The 15,935-nt window shown below is 59.1% G+C and carries 15 protein-coding genes and 1 pseudogene; 10 read left to right on the top strand and 6 right to left on the bottom strand.

Annotated features, from left to right (window positions below):
- Window positions 1-120 precede the first annotated feature (120 nt).
- The 5 genes from IE101_RS15285 to IE101_RS15265 are packed head-to-tail and all read right to left on the bottom strand — an operon-like array spanning window position 121 to window position 6,091.
- The gene (locus IE101_RS15285) at window positions 121-1,080 is read right to left on the bottom strand and encodes a sugar-binding transcriptional regulator (protein WP_189634705.1); all 960 of its coding nucleotides are present in this window, start codon (window positions 1,078-1,080) and stop codon (window positions 121-123) included.
- 21 nt (window positions 1,081-1,101) lie between these two features.
- Window positions 1,102-2,736 (bottom strand): acetoin dehydrogenase dihydrolipoyllysine-residue acetyltransferase subunit, encoded by a 1,635-nt coding sequence (locus IE101_RS15280; RefSeq protein WP_268247286.1) that lies wholly within the window; start codon window positions 2,734-2,736, stop codon window positions 1,102-1,104.
- A gap of 3 nt (window positions 2,737-2,739) precedes the next feature.
- Entirely contained in the window at window positions 2,740-3,768 is a 1,029-nt protein-coding gene (locus tag IE101_RS15275; protein ID WP_229804219.1) for an alpha-ketoacid dehydrogenase subunit beta, read from the bottom strand.
- 1 nt (window position 3,769) lies between these two features.
- Window positions 3,770-4,768 carry a thiamine pyrophosphate-dependent dehydrogenase E1 component subunit alpha gene (locus IE101_RS15270; protein ID WP_189634704.1) on the bottom strand — a complete coding sequence of 333 codons (999 nt, stop codon included), beginning with the start codon at window positions 4,766-4,768 and terminating at the stop codon, window positions 3,770-3,772.
- Between the two features lie 3 nt (window positions 4,769-4,771).
- Window positions 4,772-6,091: an NAD(P)H-dependent oxidoreductase gene (locus IE101_RS15265; RefSeq protein ID WP_189634703.1), complete on the bottom strand. Its 1,320-nt coding sequence runs from the start codon at window positions 6,089-6,091 to the stop codon at window positions 4,772-4,774.
- Window positions 6,092-6,353: 262 nt separating this feature from the next.
- Here IE101_RS15265 and IE101_RS15260 point away from each other — a divergent pair, with 262 nt between their 5' ends.
- The 8 genes from IE101_RS15260 (at window position 6,354) to IE101_RS15225 (ending at window position 14,301) form a co-directional block, all read left to right on the top strand.
- Window positions 6,354-7,907 (top strand): ABC transporter substrate-binding protein, encoded by a 1,554-nt coding sequence (locus IE101_RS15260; protein WP_229804218.1) that lies wholly within the window; start codon window positions 6,354-6,356, stop codon window positions 7,905-7,907.
- A gap of 40 nt (window positions 7,908-7,947) precedes the next feature.
- Window positions 7,948-8,850, top strand: a complete 903-nt coding sequence (locus IE101_RS15255) for a carbohydrate ABC transporter permease (protein ID WP_229804215.1) — start codon at window positions 7,948-7,950, stop codon at window positions 8,848-8,850.
- Window positions 8,851-9,693 carry a carbohydrate ABC transporter permease gene (locus tag IE101_RS15250; RefSeq protein WP_189634700.1) on the top strand — a complete coding sequence of 281 codons (843 nt, stop codon included), beginning with the start codon at window positions 8,851-8,853 and terminating at the stop codon, window positions 9,691-9,693.
- A gap of 3 nt (window positions 9,694-9,696) precedes the next feature.
- A complete protein-coding gene (locus IE101_RS15245; protein ID WP_189634699.1) occupies window positions 9,697-10,743 on the top strand; it encodes an ABC transporter ATP-binding protein in 1,047 nt (348 codons plus the stop codon).
- On the top strand, window positions 10,740-11,720 hold the full coding sequence (locus IE101_RS15240) for a carbohydrate kinase family protein (RefSeq protein WP_189634698.1): 981 nt from the start codon (window positions 10,740-10,742) through the stop codon (window positions 11,718-11,720). Before IE101_RS15245 ends, IE101_RS15240 begins: the two co-directional genes overlap by 4 nt.
- Window positions 11,721-11,741: 21 nt before the next feature.
- Complete coding sequence (locus IE101_RS15235) at window positions 11,742-12,461, top strand: hypothetical protein (protein WP_189634697.1); 720 nt, start codon at window positions 11,742-11,744, stop codon at window positions 12,459-12,461.
- Window positions 12,454-13,050 (top strand): hypothetical protein, encoded by a 597-nt coding sequence (locus IE101_RS15230; protein WP_189634696.1) that lies wholly within the window; start codon window positions 12,454-12,456, stop codon window positions 13,048-13,050. Before IE101_RS15235 ends, IE101_RS15230 begins: the two co-directional genes overlap by 8 nt.
- A gap of 499 nt (window positions 13,051-13,549) precedes the next feature.
- A protein-coding gene (locus IE101_RS15225; RefSeq protein WP_189634695.1) for an IS5 family transposase occupies window positions 13,550-14,301 on the top strand; the annotation gives its coding sequence in 2 pieces (ribosomal slippage) (window positions 13,550-13,880 and window positions 13,880-14,301; 753 coding nt in all).
- A gap of 3 nt (window positions 14,302-14,304) precedes the next feature.
- On the opposite strand, the pseudogene IE101_RS15220 reads toward IE101_RS15225, so the two are convergent.
- Window positions 14,305-15,079, bottom strand: a pseudogene (locus IE101_RS15220) (IS110 family RNA-guided transposase).
- Here IE101_RS15220 and IE101_RS15215 point away from each other — a divergent pair.
- Both IE101_RS15215 and IE101_RS20065 read left to right on the top strand, forming a co-directional pair.
- On the top strand, window positions 15,023-15,559 hold the full coding sequence (locus IE101_RS15215) for a hypothetical protein (protein WP_189634750.1): 537 nt from the start codon (window positions 15,023-15,025) through the stop codon (window positions 15,557-15,559). The pseudogene IE101_RS15220 and the gene IE101_RS15215 overlap by 57 nt on opposite strands.
- A gap of 79 nt (window positions 15,560-15,638) precedes the next feature.
- The gene (locus IE101_RS20065) at window positions 15,639-15,812 is read left to right on the top strand and encodes a helix-turn-helix domain-containing protein (protein WP_373296125.1); all 174 of its coding nucleotides are present in this window, start codon (window positions 15,639-15,641) and stop codon (window positions 15,810-15,812) included.
- Window positions 15,813-15,935: the final 123 nt, after the last annotated feature.

Below are 15,935 nucleotides of genomic sequence, written 5' to 3'. Positions count from 1 at the left end.
AGCCTGCCAAAAGCTCTCAAGTGGCCAAGTCGCCGGAAGCGTTTGTCGGTTTTGTGGCGACGCACTACTTATGCCAGTGTCCAAGCCCGATGTTCAAATTGTTCCTGACTTCGATGCCCGTTACGACACCAGGGCCTTGGCCGTTTGTTCATCAGTGATGAATGTTGTCGGGTTCAGAATCTTGATAGCCCCGCGCACCGCAACCCGCTTTTCCTTGCCCCCCGAGATCAATACCCGCTCGGCAGTCCGGCGCAGGATGGAAAGGTTGACCGAGATCACTCGTTCGTTGACGTCGTGCGGTACGAGATTGCCGTTTTCATCTATGAAATTGTAAAGTACGTCCCCCACGGCCCCGGCGTCGATCAAAGAACGGCGGTCTGCTTCAGTGATGTAGCCGGTTCGGTAACTTGTTGTCAGATTGGTGATCCCGCCGACGGAAAGAAGAGCGACGTCCAGTTTGGTTGCCATTTCGAAAGTTGCAGAAAGACCACACCTTTCGAGCAATGCGTGTTTGGTTTCGGCGCTGTCGACAACAGCGGGGGCGGGGATTAGAAAGCCCTCGCCTTGAAACAGTTCCGCAAATTGCCACGCAAATTCCGCAGGATTGAAACGGCGCGCGGCGGCGATCCCGCCGAGCAGAGAGACGACCCGAAAATCGTCCAGCGTCTCGCCCGTGATGAACGGTAAAGTGTTGTAGAGTGTTCGCCCCCAGCCCACACCAACGGTCATACCAGACTTCATCTGACTGGATATGAAGTTTCCGGCAGCTGCCGCGATGACCTTGACTGGGTCTTCATCTGCGTCGGCGAAGGGCGCGATTATGACACGAGCAATGTTGAAGCGGGTTTCAAGGCGACGCTCCAGTTCGATCAGTTCAGCAAGCGGCGCAGAAACCGTGACCCGGACTTCGTTCCGCCTGCGCGCGTCGGCCAGCAACCGCACGACCATGACCCTACTTATACCCAGTTGTGTCGCAATGTCGTTCTGGGTGCTGCCTTCGACGTGATACAGCCAGACCGCCCGCGCCCGCAGGCGGTCGGTTTCACTTTGCGCGATCGTGGCCTGTTTTGCAGGCTGCATGCGGGATCCTTGGCTTCAAACTCATCTCTTGCCCGCCAAAGCGCCGGATTGGTGCCGCTCGACGATGCGGGCGACTCTATCAGGACATTCGATCTGCGGAACATGACCCGCATCGGACAACAGATGAATAGCAAAATCTCCGCCCGCAGCAAGGGAATGCCGATAGGGCAGGATATGGTCTTTGCGCCCCCAGATCAGCGCCGTTGGGCATTCGACTCGCGCAAGAGCCGGACGCAGGTCAAACGGCTGCACGCCATCAGGGAAGAGAATCTCGGCCATATCAGCTTGAGTCGCCCGAAGCGCGGGGTCGTTTCGCTGCTTCATCGCAGCACGGGCATAGTCATCACTGATCCCCTCAGGGGTGGCCGTCAATCGCCGCAGCCAAGGTGCAAGGCTTTCCGCGCGCGATGCACGGGTGATGCCCAGAAGGGATGCACCATCAATTTCTGGGCCAAGACCGGCGGGTGCGATCAGGGTCAGGCTGGCCACATTGCGCGCACGGATATCAGCGATTGCAAGCGCCAGCGCGCCACCAAGCGAGTGGCCAAGAAGATGCACGCGATCGTGCGTCCGCGTTGCCTCGTCAAAAGCCTCGACCAACATACGGGCCAGATCGGCAAAGCTGCGCAATCTGCGTCGTGGCGAACGGCCATGGCCTGGCAAGTCAATGCGGATCAGCGGCTGATCAGGGCCAAGCGCCTTTTCAAAGGGTGCCCAGCTCTGGCTGTCGGCGGTAAAGCCATGAAGCAAAACCAGCGGGATGCCTGCCCCCATGCGATGACTAACATGCAGCGGGCCGGGTTGGGGGGACCAGATCGCTGGGCCGACAGGAGTGCTGCCACAGATCTCACCGGATTGCCCTTCCAGATGCATAGTAACATCGTCGCTCTGAATGCGGCCCATGGGGCCGGTGCCCTTAACCTCTGCCAAGGTCAGCCCGGCCTGACGTGCCGAGGCTCGAGCTGCGGGCGTAGCGCGCACGTTTCCATCGATGCCTGAATGTGCAATCGATTTGGCTGCCATCATCGGCGCGGGCATCGGCGCTGGGTCCGATGGAGTGGGCGGCAGCTCAGCAGGCGTTGCAATTGCGGCTCGCGCGGGGCGGGGGCCAACTGCCATACCAGGTGGGTAGATATGGGCGACAACATCCCCGACCGGCACTTTGTCACCCGGAGCGGCCATGAGATGATGTAAAGTTCCGGTGGCCGGAGCTTCAACCTCCATCGCCGCCTTGTCGGTTTCAATGTCGAAAAGCGCAGTCCCTTTGGTCACACTGCCGCCTTCGGCCACATGCCAGGCGGCCAGGGTGCCATGCGACATATCCATGTCGACTTTGGGCAGGATAACCTCGATGGGTTGCGGCCCGCTTGAGGGGACCTCCGCCACGGGCGGAGCTGGAACTTCGGCCACGCTCTCGCCTTCGGTGTAGATCAGGGCAACCACCGTACCGACCGCGACTTTGTCACCGGGCTTGGCCGTTACCGCATGTAGCCTGCCAGAAGCGGGCGATTCCACCTCCATCGCAGCCTTATCGGTTTCGATGTCGAACAGGGCGGCCCCTTTGGCAACTTGATCGCCAGGGGCCACATGCCAGACGGCAAGTGTGCCATGGGTCATATCCATATCGACCTTGGGCAGGATCACTTCGACGGGCATGGATCAAACCTCGCGGCGCGTCAGGCGGCGGGCGGCGGCCTCGATGGAGTCAACCTGTGGCACAGAGGCGCGCTCTAGATCAGGGTTATAGGGCACGGGTGCGTCCGCTGCGCCGAGGCGCAGGATTGGCGCATCAAGAAAATCGAAAGCATCACTTTCGGCCACCATTGCGCTGATCTCGGCCCCGACGCCAAAGGCTTTGACACCTTCGTAAACCACCATCAGCTTTCCGGTCTTGCGGACAGACGCCAGAATGGTTTCGTGATCAATCGGGCGGATGCAGCGCAGATCAATCACTTCTGCATTGATGCCGTCTTTCGTCAGCTGTTCCGCCGCCTCAAGCGCGCGATGCAGCATGATAGAGCCTGCAACGATGGTGACATCAGTTCCCTCTCGACGCACCAGCGCCTTGCCGACGGGCGTCAGATAGCTCCCCTCGGGCACATGCCCCTTCATTTTGTAAAGTAGCTTGTGTTCAAAGATCATCACCGGGTCAGGATCGGCAAGCGCGGCCAGAAGCATCCCCTTGGCATCTTCGGGCGTCGCGGGTTGCAGGACCTTCAGGCCCGGTACATGGCCGAACCACGCCTCGATCGACTGGCTATGCTGAGCCGCGGCCCCGGTGCCCGATCCCGCAGGCAGACGAAAAACCACCGGAACCGAGGCCTCACCGCCCAACATGTAGCGCAGCTTGGCAGCCTGATTGACAATCTGCTCCATCGCCAGCATGGCAAAATCGGAAAACTGAAATTCGAAGATCGGCTTCAACCCGGTCAGCGCGGCACCAACAGCCACACCCGCGCCCCCCAACTCCGAGATTGGCGTATCCATCACGCGGTCCGTCCCGAATCGATCGACCAGATCCAGCGTCACCTGAAAAGCGCCACCGTAAACCCCGATGTCTTCGCCCATCAGGATGACGGTCGGATCGGCCTCCATGGCGATGGCCATGGCTTCGCGGATTGCCTCGGAATAGGACAGAGTGCGAAGATTTTGCGGCTGGCTTGACGGCTTGTCTGTCATGGCGTTCATCTCAATTCTCCGCATAAACATAGCGGGTCACGTCCGAAATGCTGGGCGCAGGGCTGGCTTTGGCGAACTCGATCCCTGCCTCCATATCCGCGATGGCCGCAGCTTCGATTGCGTCTGCACTTGCTTCATCTAACACACCATGGGCGATCAATTCGGCACGGAAGCGGGCGATCGGATCACGCGTCATCCACTCTTCGATTTCTTCCTTGGTGCGATAGCGGTTGCGGTCCGATTTGGAGTGACCGCGCCAACGATAGGTCAGGTTCTCGACCAATGACGGCCCTTCTCCCGCCCGCGCCCGCGCAACCGCATGGTGCACGGCCTCCGCCACGGCTGAGAAATCATTGCCATCTACGGTCACGCCGGGCATCGAATAGGCGACAGCCCGGTCAGCGATATGCTTGACGGAAGTTGATCGAGCAATCGAAGTAGACATGCCGTAGCCGTTGTTCTCGCAAATGAAAACTACGGGAAGTTTCCAGACGGACGCCATGTTCAGTGCTTCGTGAAATGCGCCTTCATTGTTGGCTCCGTCGCCAAAGAAGCAGATCGTCACGTCAGATTTGCCCAGACGCTTCGCAGACAAGGCCGCGCCAACTGCAATCGGCAGACCGCCCCCGACAATCCCGTTTGCTCCAAGGTTTCCAGTCTTTACATCGGCAATGTGCATCGACCCGCCGCGCCCGTGGCAATAGCCGGTTTCCTTGCCGAAGAACTCGGCGAACATCCGGCCAACCTCGGCCCCCTTGGCGATGCAATGGCCATGACCGCGGTGGGTAGAGGTAATCTTGTCATCGTCCGTAAGTTCCATGCAGGAGGCCATGGCGCTGGCCTCTTGTCCGATGGAAAGGTGCATTGTGCCGTGGATCAGCCCGCGCATATAGCTGTCCTCGGCGCCTTCTTCGAACCGGCGGATCAAATACATGCGCTTGAGCGCTTCGCGCAACTGATCGGGCGCGTAGGTACGGATGGCGAAGGGGCGATTGTCGGGCTGTGTCATGGCTTACAGGCCCAGCATTGCGTCTTGCTGCGCCCGCAAGGCGGCAATCTTGCTGCCCGCAGGAACAGTCGTGTTGGCATAGGTGATCAGTTCACCTTTGCGAATCGGCGCCGTCACTTTGGCCCCTGCCAGCAGGCCACAGGGAATAGCCGCCGCATGGCGTGCTTCACCTGCCTCCATAATCCAGGCGCGGTAGCAATACTCGCCGATCTGGTCGAGCATGTCGCCAACGGCGAGGTCCTTCTTGGCCACGGCGCAAACCTCGGCTACTGGTCGCGCCATGGGAACCATGTCCGCCTTACCGTAAAGAACAACACGGGCACAGGTCAGCGGCACCTCAAGCGAGGTCAGGTGATAGGGGCGGAAGAAGGTGAAATAGGGGCCTTTGCCCATCTTCAAATCTTCCATGCGCTCCCAAATCCGGGGATGGTCCATCTCGGCCACCACGAACACACCCGGCGCCACCCCTTTGCCGATGGTATAGTCCACCCGTCCCTCGGCAGAGGACAGAAGCCCACCCGCCGATTCGGGGACCAACACCTTGTTCAGCTCATCGCGGCCCGCTGCGGGGCCGTGCATCCCCGGCTTGTCCGGGATAAGGCCAGTGGCATTAGCGATGGCGGCCATTTCCACCATGGTTTTCGACCCATCGACAAATTCGACCAACATCCGCGGGTTCATGTGACGGCGGATTGCCTCTTCGGTGTAAGCATCCGGGGTAGCGTCGATGTTCAGCGGGTTGTTCTTGCCCTTGCCCGCTGAAATTATGCGGTGCCCCATGGCGCTTACAAACTCGATCAATTCCATGCAGGACGACGGCTCGTCGCCCGCGCCAAGCGAATACACGACCCCGAGGCGTTCAGCTTCGGCGCGCAGATAGGCTCCGATCGTCACATCCGCTTCGACGTTCATCATCACCAGATGTTTGCCGCGCTCCATGGCCTGCAAGCCAATTTCAGCGCCGACCGCAGGCACACCCGTGGCATCCACCACCACGTCGATCAGACCCGCCTCCAGCAAGGCGCTGACGTTGTTGGTGACGGCAATCTTGCCCTGCTCCATCGCGGCGTTTGCTGCGTCAGCGGTGGAAACCTCCTGCACCCTGTCAGCATCGCCATAAGCAATTTCGACCGACTTGGCGGCCGCCCCCGCCTTCAACTCGCTGATCGCGCCGATTTCGATGCCGCGCATGTGGGCGACCCGGCTGACGATGTCAGTTCCCATCTCTCCCGCGCCCACCAAGCCGACACGAATCGGCTTGCCGCTTTCGGCGCGTCCGGCCAGATCCTTGGCCAATCCGGTAAGGGCGACATTCGTAGGCATCGGGTTCCTCCATTGCGTGTTTGATCGACAATACGTGAACTTATGTTCTGTTGTCAATCAAGAGTTCACGCCGCATTGCGGCACAATCCGCCAAACAAAGCCTATTGACAGAATAAATGACTGCACACATGCTAATCTTGCGAAACGAAAGTTCACGCACCGTAGTCTGGGCCGTCATGGCGTCTGAGGAGATCGCACTGACGTATGGCTTGCGCGGCATGCGGGTAACCGATCAAGTATCGCCAAAGGGAGGATGACAATAATGACCAATCGTTTGGGGGGAATGTCCCGCCGTTCGTTCTTGCGCACGGGGGCGGCTTTTGGCGCTGCCACGGGCGTTATCGGGCTGAAAACACCGGCTTTTGCCCAGTCGGGCCTGCCGGACATCCAAGCAACTCTCGACAGCATTTCGGTCGAGAAGTATGTCCGCGAGGATTATCGTAAGCTTTACGGCCTTGATAACACCCCGTTGTGGGATCCGGCCAAAGACTGGATTCGCACCGTCGATTGGGACAAGGTTCGCACCGAGCTTGGCGGAACCACTGTGCGCTTCGCCGTCGGTGCAGCCGACCAGGAATCTGCTGCCGAGGGCCTGAAGCCGTTCGAAGCCCTGTCGGGCATCAAGGTTGAACTGGTTCCGATCCCGGACGATAGCATCTATGACAAGGCGATTTCCGAATTCATCTCGGGCAATGCCTCTTTTGACGCGCTGCAGTTCTTCTCGGCTTGGCTGGGTGACTTCGCTGCACCGGGCTTCCTTGCTCCGCTGGATGACTATGCCGCCAAATGGGCGCTGCCGCTTGACGATTTCTATGACACCTATCGCCTGAACTATGGCTACTTCGGTGGCAAACTGGTTGGCATTCCTTTCGACTGCGACATCCAGATGGTTCACCTGCGCAAGTCGTCGATGGAAAAGATTCTTGGCGGGTCGATTGATCTGGCCAATTCGGTGCCGACCTACGATGAACTGATCCGCATTACTGCCGAAGCCAACAAACTGGGCGGCGGCGTGGCCGGTATTGGCCTTTTGGGCGCCCGTGGCTTCTGGTCGACCTATTCGTGGGAACACATCGCGGCGCAAGCTGGGATGCAGCTCTTCGACGCGAACTGGAATCCGACGCTGAATACGGATGCGGGTATCAAGGGTCTGGAAACGCTGCTGGCCTTGTCGAAGAACGCGATCGAAGGCGTTTCGGGCGCAGGCTGGGGTGAAAACCGTGCCGCCTGGCTGGGCGGTCAGGTCGCGGCCAACATCTCGTGGCAGGACTCGGGTACGCAGGCGATGCGTCCCGACCAATCCCAGATCGTCGATGACTTTGTCACGATCTATGAACCCCGTATCGCGGGCGGTGTCTTTGCTCCGCCGAACATCGCGGGCTCGACGTCCGTGGTCACCGCGACCAGCCAGAACCCCGAAGGCGCGTTCCTGATGCTGGCCTTCCTGACCACCTCGTCGATCATGGCGATGAACGAAGCCAACGCCAATGGTGTGGCGCCCGGCTATCGTTCGGTTCTGGGCAATGAGAAACTCCGGACCGTTTCGCAGCCGATGAAGGTCTGGGCTGACAGCCTTGACCATGCCTGGTGCTCTCCGCGCCTTCCCGGCATGTTCGAAATGGAACAGGCCCTTGGAAACGAGATCAACCGTGCGATCACCGGTCAGATCACCGCCAAAGAGGCGCTGGACAATGGTCAGGCCGCTTGGGCTGCCATCATGGCCAAGAACGGCTTCAAGGATGGCGGCGGCCCGGTGGCCTATGCGGATGCAGCACCCGGCCTCTATGTGGGCGGCGGCAAAGCCTTGCCGTTCTGATCCGATGAGAACTGACGCTCCCTCAGTTTCGGCGAACGGGGTGGCAACAGCCACCCCCAAGCCCGCGCCGCGCCGCCGCAGCCCTGCGCTGCGCAAGGCGTTCCCCTATCTTTTGCTGGCCCCAGCGCTGGTCTATCTTCTGGTTATCACGCTTTATCCGGGTATCTTTGCGATCTATCAAAGCCTGTTCGTGGTGAAGTTCTTGAATTGGGAATGGGCCGGGCTTGGCAACTATTCGTCGATCTTGCAGGATCGCGAGTTTTGGGCGGCCCTCGGCAATACCGCGCTGATCGGTGCAATTTCATTGTCTTTGCAGACCGGCATCGCGTTGGCCATCGCCTACTTCGCCTACCGCGACCCGTTCATCCGCGGCTGGCGGATTGTTTATCTGATGCCGATGCTGTTTATGCCCTCGGCCGTCGCCTTCATCTGGAAGCTCGCCTTCAACGATGGGCGTGTGATTTCTGACCTTCTGGGACGTTTGGGCCTGATCGAAGGCAACATGGACTGGCTGGGCAGCATCCCACTGGCCCGCATGACGCTGATTGTAGCCGATGTCTGGCAGTGGACTCCATTTCTGTTCATCATCTTTGTCGCCGCCCTTCAGGGGCAGGACCAAGAGATCGAGGAGGCCGCCCGTCTGGACGGCGCAAGCTGGCCCAGCATCTTCTGGAACATCTCGCTGCCAATGATGCGCCCGGTGATCGTGGTTGCCATCACGCTGCGGGGGATCGACATCACCACCATGTTCACCAACGTCTTCGTCATGACCCAAGGCACACCCGGCGGTGCGACCGAAACGATGAGCTATTTCATCTACCGGCAGGGGTTCCGCATGTTCAACTTTGGCTATGCCTCGGCGGCATCAGTTCTGATGCTGGTCCTGACGGTGATCATCGCTCAAACGGTCGTGAAACGTGCCTTCCATTCGGGGAAGAAATAAATGGCCAAAGCTCGTAAATCCCGCGGCGAAAGCATGCTTGTGCGTTACCTTGTTCTTGGGGGTTGGGCTGCGGTCTGCCTGCTCCCCATCCTTTGGTTCTTGTCCATTGGCTTTCGCCCCCGGACCGAAGTCATCACCCCGCAACCGATCTACTGGCCGACCTTCAGTCTTGATGCCTGGCATTTGTTGATGAGCGATTGGCCCATCGCGCAATATCTGCGCAACTCGGTCATCGCGGTGGCCGGATCGGTCGTCATTGACTTGGTTCTGGCCATTCCCGCCGCCTATGCGCTGGCGCGGTATGAGTTCAAAGGGCGTGAGGACATCGGGTTCTACATCCTGTCCACCCGCATGATGGCACCGGCTATTGTTGCCGTCCCTATCTTCTTTCTGTTCAAGACGTTGGGCTTGCTGGACTCTGTCTGGGCGCTGATGCTGATCTATGCCGCGATCAATCTGTCATTGGTCACTTGGATCATCCGCAGCTACATGCTGGATATTCCGAAAGAGCTTGAAGATGCCGCCCGCACCGATGGCGCAGGCGATCTGACGATCCTGCGCGAAATCATCGTTCCGGCCTGTCTGCCCGGCATCATCACCGCTGCCGTGATCGCAGCCATCTTCGCGATCAACGAATTTCTGTTCACGCTGCTCATCGCCTCGACCTCGAACGCCTATACCATGTCGGTGGCACTGGCGAATTTCACCGGCGGCTCTGACGGCATCATCTATAACGCAATTGCCCTTGTCTCGTTCATCGCCTTTGTGCCGATCCTGATCCTGGTGATCCTGATCCAGAAGCACTTGTCGCGTGGCCTGACGATGGGCGCAGTGAAAGGCTGAACCATGGCTTCGATCCACCTGCAAAACATCGAAAAGCGCTATGGCGGTTTTGTCGGCGTGCAAAATATGTCGCTGGAAATCGCGGATGAGGAGTTTCTGGTGCTGCTGGGGCCTTCGGGCTGTGGCAAGACCACCACGATGCGAATGATTGCCGGGCTTGAACTTCCGACGGGCGGTAAGATCGTCATCGGCGGCGAAGAAATGACCGAAATCGACGCCCGTGACCGCGACGTGGCGATGGTGTTTCAGGGCTATGCTCTTTATCCCAACATGTCGATTTACGAGAATATCCGTTTCCCGTTGAGGATGCGCGGCGTTCCGGCATCCGAGCATGACGCTCGCATTCGCCAGGCTGCCGACATGGTGGAACTGGGCGGCTTCCTTGACCGCAAACCCGGCGCCTTGTCGGGCGGCCAGCGCCAACGGGCAGCACTGGCTCGCGCCGTGGTGCGTCAGCCACAGGTCTTCCTGATGGACGAACCGCTGTCGAACCTCGATGCCAAGCTGCGTCAGTCGATGCGGGTCCAAATCAAGCATATGCAGCGGCAACTCAAGGTGACCACGGTTTACGTTACCCACGACCAGATCGAGGCGATGACTCTCGCCGATCGCATCGTCATCATGAACAAGGGTGCCATCCAGCAGGTCGGCACTCCGGATCAAATCTATTCCGATCCGGCAAATACCTTTGTGGCAGGCTTCATCGGCAGCCCGCCAATGAACCTGATCGAGGGCACAGCGCAAAATGGCACCTTCGTCGCTCCAGGCGTCACGGCTCCTTGTCCCGAATATGTGCGCGGCAAGGTCACCTTGGGTGTTCGTCCCGAAGACTGCCATGTTGGCGGCGACAATGTGCAAGGTATGGTCTACGGCGTCGAACCCACCGGCGACACGACCTATCTGACCGTCCTTGCAGGGACCAAAAAGATCGAGGTCAAGGCCGCGCGCGAGTATCGCTCTGATATCGACGTCCCTGTGGCGATCCATTTTGATCCGGCGCATCTCTACTTCTTTGGCGAAGATGGCCAGCGCATCCGGGGCGCAGCATGAGCACGAAGTTTGATTATACATCGATGGGCTTCATAACATTCGACGCCCTCTGCCGCCCGGTGACCCAGATTCCGCCGGGCGGAGACACCTATTTTGTCGAGGACTACACGCTGGCTGTGTCCGGCGCAGCGGGCAGTGCCGTCATTGTCGCGGCAAAGCACGGTCTTCGCGCCCGCGCTGTAGGCGGAGTGGGCCATGACGACATGGGCGACTGGGTGCTGATGAAGCTGGCGAAATTCGGCATCGACATTTCGATGATGGCGCGGTGCGAGGGGTTCACCACCTCGTCTTCCATCGTGACCACACGGCCCGACGGGGTGCGGCCCGCCTTGCACAAACGCGGCGCAACGGATGGCTTTTACATCGAGGATTCCCAGATTGACGATCTTCTGGACACCCGCATCCTGCATGTGGGCGGCGTTGGCTTGATGAACAGGATGGATCAGGGCCGAACCGAAGAAATCATGGCCGAGGCCAAGCGGCGTGGCGTCATTACAACGTTGGATGTCTTTGCCTCGACCCCCGACGACTTGCCCAAGGTCGCACGGCTATTGCCGCACACCGATTACTTTCTGCCGTCCGAGGAAGAGGCACGCGCTCTGTCTGGCCTATATGAAAACCGAGATCTGGCCCAGTTCCTGATCGACCGGGGAGCAGGTTGTGTCATTCTGACACTTGGCGCAGACGGCGCTTATTACCGCCACCGCAACGGGACCGAGTTTCACACCCCGGCCTTCTGCGTGGATGTGAAATGCACCTGTGGTTGCGGCGATTGCTTCAACGGCGGTCTTGCGACAGGCCTGATCAAGGGCGTGTCCATGCCTGAAGCCATTCAGATCGCTCAGGCCTCGTCGGCGCAGAACGCGACGGGTCTTGGCAGTCAGGCCGGGGTCAAAGATTTCGCTACTACCATGGCATTTATTCAGGCAACGCCACATGGCGCGGCAAAGGACACATTGGTATCCTCGTTCGGCTAGGGTATGCTAGGCTGAAAGAGGATGATGCCTTTGTCCAATCAGACGTTCCCTAGACCTGACGTCATGCCGTTGCGCGAAGCCTTGCGCGGCCTGAGGTTTTTTTTGCGCCGTGGTGGCGAAACACTCGCTGAAACCATTGATCTCGCGTCCCTGCCCAAGCCCGCCTTTGATCTGGCTACAGTCGCCTTGCGCGAAGCGGGGGGTATCGTGCGCTCGGTTGACGACATCGCATCAGATGTGGCCAAGACCGTCCTTGGAGGAACCACACAGTCTTCGGCACCACTACAGGACTTCATAGGCAGTGAGAGCAGTAGTGCCGAATTTGCAGTGGCATTCTATGTCGCCCTAACGGCTGTCTTGCGGCATCTGGGTGCCCCGGGCGTTCTGGTGAGTGAAGCCGCCGCGAGGAGTGCGTTAGAGGGTATGGCGGTGGCGAACCCAGACGAGACGGTTGAAAGCCGGGCTGCCCGACTGACGTTTCGCTTATTGGATTCGCGGGTCTTGCGCGGTACTACCGCACAGCAGGCAGCGCTGGTTCCGGGTGCGGGCCTTGAGGCCGTGAGTCTCTTTGCCGTATTGCTTTGGCTGCAAGCCGTGCGATCAGAAGATGAAAATGAAGCAGCCCTGATGGCAGCATGCGATATGGCCGTCGCCCTGGCACCAGAGATTTCGATGGCAGTCCACCAGAAAAACACCGACCAGATTGCGGCACTTTATCGAAAGTACGTGTCCCATGTCTGAAATCAAGCTGAACACCGGGGCGCTTCCACCTTCCAACGAACCACTACGTATAGCAGTGCGGCGGTTGCGCTGGTTCAAACTTGCGTTTCAGCGCTTTTCCGAGGCAACCGCCCGCGATATCGGCTGCACCTTCGAGATTGACGAAGTGAAATTGGCTGCGGCCTTCATGCGCTGGCTGGACGCTATTGAAATACAAAGACCGACTGACAAGGCCGAGCGCAAAGCGTTTTTTGAGTTTGCCGCTGCGTTGATGCTGCGGGAATTGATTGCCGATGCTCCCCTGAAGGTTCTAGGACCAACCACACGCGCCGCTGCCAATTCTGCTGCTGCCTTCTGGCCTGAAGGTTATTGCTGCACGATGTTTTGTCTCTCTGTGCATGCTGCCGCAATGCAACAAGAGTTTCAGGATCAAACAGCGCTTGATCCTGCCATTGATGATCTGCGTCACTGGTGGTCGTTCAAGGAAAACATCGCGCAGGATGCCAGTTTTTCAGCGGGCTTTCTGCAGTTGCTGCTTGGGCACCAACCCAACTGGATGATGCCGGACGTTTTTCGCGCCCGCCTCCACTCCGAACTTGTCGCACCTTGATAAGGCGCAGGAAAATGATCTTCTCAAAACTGTTGTAGACCATCTGACTTGGCCCGCATTGATCTCACAGACTAACTCGAGCGAGATGCGACCAATCGCTCGGAGGTCGTGCCTTGCAAAAGCTCGGATGGCCAACATTTGGGCAAACACGAACTGATACCAAGTATAGCGTAGAGATCGGGATGCCATAATGCCGTCAAGCGGCCTTCCGTCCATCGCACTAGCGCGCGGGACGCTTGAGCTACGTGATGGCAATGCGCCCGGCGCGCTTGCCACACCCGAAACTGAGGCCTATCAACACCAAGGACTCTCGTTATGAACGAGGGACGACCGGGGGGCAGGTCAGCGGCAATTGCATCAGCGTTGCCTTTCTTTGTGTGCACGTTCGCACATGCTGAGGATGCTCCTATCCTTGAAGCCCGTGTTAGGGCCTGTTGACGTTTGAGGATTCCCAAGTCGGCCTCTGTCTGATTCAAGCTTGCCAACAGGGGAGGCAAGCTTGATCCGCACCGTTCTGACCGACGCCCAATGGGCGGCCATTGCTCCGCATTGTCTTGGCCGGGAGTGCGATCCCGGGCGCACTGGCCCCGATCCACGGCTGTTCGTCGAAGCGGTGCTTTGGATCGCGCGCACCGGCTGCCCTTGGCGCGACCTGCCGTCCGAGTTTGGGAAGTGGAATACCGTATTCAAGCGGTTCCGCCGCTGGGTGAAAGCCGACGCATTCTGCATCATGTTCAGGGCGTTAGCCGAAGACACCGACTTCGAATACGTGATGGTCGACGGCACCATCGTCAAGGTCCACCGCCATGGCCAAGGCGCAAAAGGGGGACTGAAGGCCAGGCCATCGGTCGTTCTCGCGGCGGCATGACGACGAAAATCATGGCGCTGACCGACGCCCTTGGTAACCTGATCGACTTCCGCCTGCTGCCCGGTCAGGCGCACGACCTGCGCGGCACTCCGGCGTTGATCGAGGGGCTTTCGGGCGGACAGCTGCTTGCGGATCGTGCGTTTGACGCGAACTGGCTGCGCGAGACCTTGGCCGAGGCAGGAACCGAGGCGGTGATCCCGCCCAAATCAAACCGCCGCTTCCCGGCAGAGTTCGACCGCGACACCTACAAGTGGCGCCATCTGATCGAAAACTTCTTCGGAAAGCTCAAGGAATACAGAGGCATCGCTACGCGCTGCTGCAAAACCGACACCAGCTTCGCCGCATTCATCGCCATCGCGGCCACCATCATTCGCCTGCGGTGAACTTCAACAGGCCCTAGTCTCCATGGCCCAAAGCATGCGGGCCATCTTGTTGGCGAGCGCGATGGCGACAACCATGCGAGGCTTGCGCAACAGCATGGCATGAAGCCAGGATCCCGGGGTCGCGCCCTTTCGGCTCGCCCAACGAATGACCGACATTGCGCCCGTGATCAAAAGGCGTCGGATGTCACGCTGGCCCATTTTGGAGGTGCGCCCCAAAACCTGCTTCCCTCCGCTGGAATGTTGGCGCGGCACAAGCCCCAGCCAGGCGGCAAAATCCCGGCTCTTCTGGAATACCTTCAACGTGGGGGCAAAAGCTTCGATGGCCATGGCAGTGATTGCTCCAAGGCCCGGCATCGTCATCATCCGCGATGACGCATCAGACTGCGCGGCTTCTTTCTTCAAGACCGCCTCCAGTGAGGTGATCTGAGCCGACAAGGTCGCGATCTGCGCAAGATAGAGCCGCGACATCTCGATCACCAACGGCTCGATATCTTTACCGGCCTCATTGATCAGCCGTTGGATACCTGGCAGGTTCCACACCCCCTGCGGGGCAATAATCCCATGCTCCGCCAGATGGGCGCGCAGTGCGTTGATCGATTGCGTCCGCTGACGCACAGGCTTCCATAGCGACGACACACGGCGGCAGTTGCGCAAAGAAAGTGCGGAGCTGGCCTCGAGACAGCTTCTTGCGACACACAACGCGACCGTCCAACGCGGCGCCGTGAACCTGAAAAACCCGCTTTGCCAGATCCAGCCCAACGATGCTAACATCTTCCATGGATATTCCCTCCCTCCCGTGACGTTACCCAACATCACCTTGGCACATTGCGATGCCGTCGGGAGGGGGTATCCACCCCATCACTTCTGGGTGAAAATCAACATCCTCAGGGTCTGTGCCGTCGACGGCTTTGCTCCGGAGCAGACCTTGATGAGCCGGTCTTTTTCAGGACCGGATCCACTCAAAATGCCGCCGCTGGACGAGACTGATAGCGAGCTTCGTCTCTACCTCTATCACGTCGTCAGACAACCGGGTCCACAGAAGAAGCCGAGTGACGTCTGGCACGCAGATCAAGACCAGAACGTCGAGGAAGGCCGCTGGGATGAAATCCCGGGCGGCTATGCTGTCGGAGCATATTGGATCGTGCCGCTGGCAGAGCTGTTTGCGCCGGAGGGCACTGAAAGGCTCATCCAACGCGTTCGCGCAGCACTGCGTCAACAAGGCATCGCACTTACGGATGCTCTCGCGCGATCGGCCTGAATGATCGTTACAGCAGACTGTCCAGACCGATTGACCAGCGCCCTGCCACGATGTCTGGAGGGGATGCACTTGATTGTGTGTGCGGACCATCCAGCAGACCTTGGCCGAAATGCTGGGCGTTTCGCAGACCGCGGTTTCGAAATGGGAAACTGGCAAGGACGTTCCCGCAAAGCGTCTAATGACGCGCCTGCTGGATGCGATGTCCTTTTCTGCAACCGGACGCTTTGAGGCCGACCGACTTAGTTCGCCCTAGACAATCCCCATGTCATTGATTTTGTTTTGAGATGTGGCTTTTTCGCCTCTGGCCGCGGTGTTTTGTTTGCTTATAGTCCCAACCCTCTAGAATCCGCGCTGCCCGCGTCAAGCTGGCTTGTCA

It is taken from the genome of Gemmobacter lanyuensis (assembly GCF_014652355.1).
Taxonomy (GTDB): Bacteria; Pseudomonadota; Alphaproteobacteria; order Rhodobacterales; family Rhodobacteraceae; genus Gemmobacter; species Gemmobacter lanyuensis.
Note: the sequence above shows the minus strand (reverse complement) of the source record. Positions and strands in the feature narration are given on the sequence as shown.

Coding starts and splice junctions, on each gene's coding strand:
- IE101_RS15270 (WP_189634704.1), bottom strand. CDS start 4,768: ATGACACAGCCCGACAATCGCCCCTTCGCCATCCGTACCTACGCGCCC.
- IE101_RS15245 (WP_189634699.1), top strand. CDS start 9,697: ATGGCTTCGATCCACCTGCAAAACATCGAAAAGCGCTATGGCGGTTTT.
- IE101_RS15235 (WP_189634697.1), top strand. CDS start 11,742: ATGATGCCTTTGTCCAATCAGACGTTCCCTAGACCTGACGTCATGCCG.
- IE101_RS15230 (WP_189634696.1), top strand. CDS start 12,454: ATGTCTGAAATCAAGCTGAACACCGGGGCGCTTCCACCTTCCAACGAA.
- IE101_RS15275 (WP_229804219.1), bottom strand. CDS start 3,768: ATGAACGCCATGACAGACAAGCCGTCAAGCCAGCCGCAAAATCTTCGC.
- IE101_RS15285 (WP_189634705.1), bottom strand. CDS start 1,080: ATGCAGCCTGCAAAACAGGCCACGATCGCGCAAAGTGAAACCGACCGC.
- IE101_RS15240 (WP_189634698.1), top strand. CDS start 10,740: ATGAGCACGAAGTTTGATTATACATCGATGGGCTTCATAACATTCGAC.
- IE101_RS15250 (WP_189634700.1), top strand. CDS start 8,851: ATGGCCAAAGCTCGTAAATCCCGCGGCGAAAGCATGCTTGTGCGTTAC.
- IE101_RS15265 (WP_189634703.1), bottom strand. CDS start 6,091: ATGCCTACGAATGTCGCCCTTACCGGATTGGCCAAGGATCTGGCCGGA.
- IE101_RS15280 (WP_268247286.1), bottom strand. CDS start 2,736: ATGCCCGTCGAAGTGATCCTGCCCAAGGTCGATATGGATATGACCCAT.
- IE101_RS15260 (WP_229804218.1), top strand. CDS start 6,354: ATGACCAATCGTTTGGGGGGAATGTCCCGCCGTTCGTTCTTGCGCACG.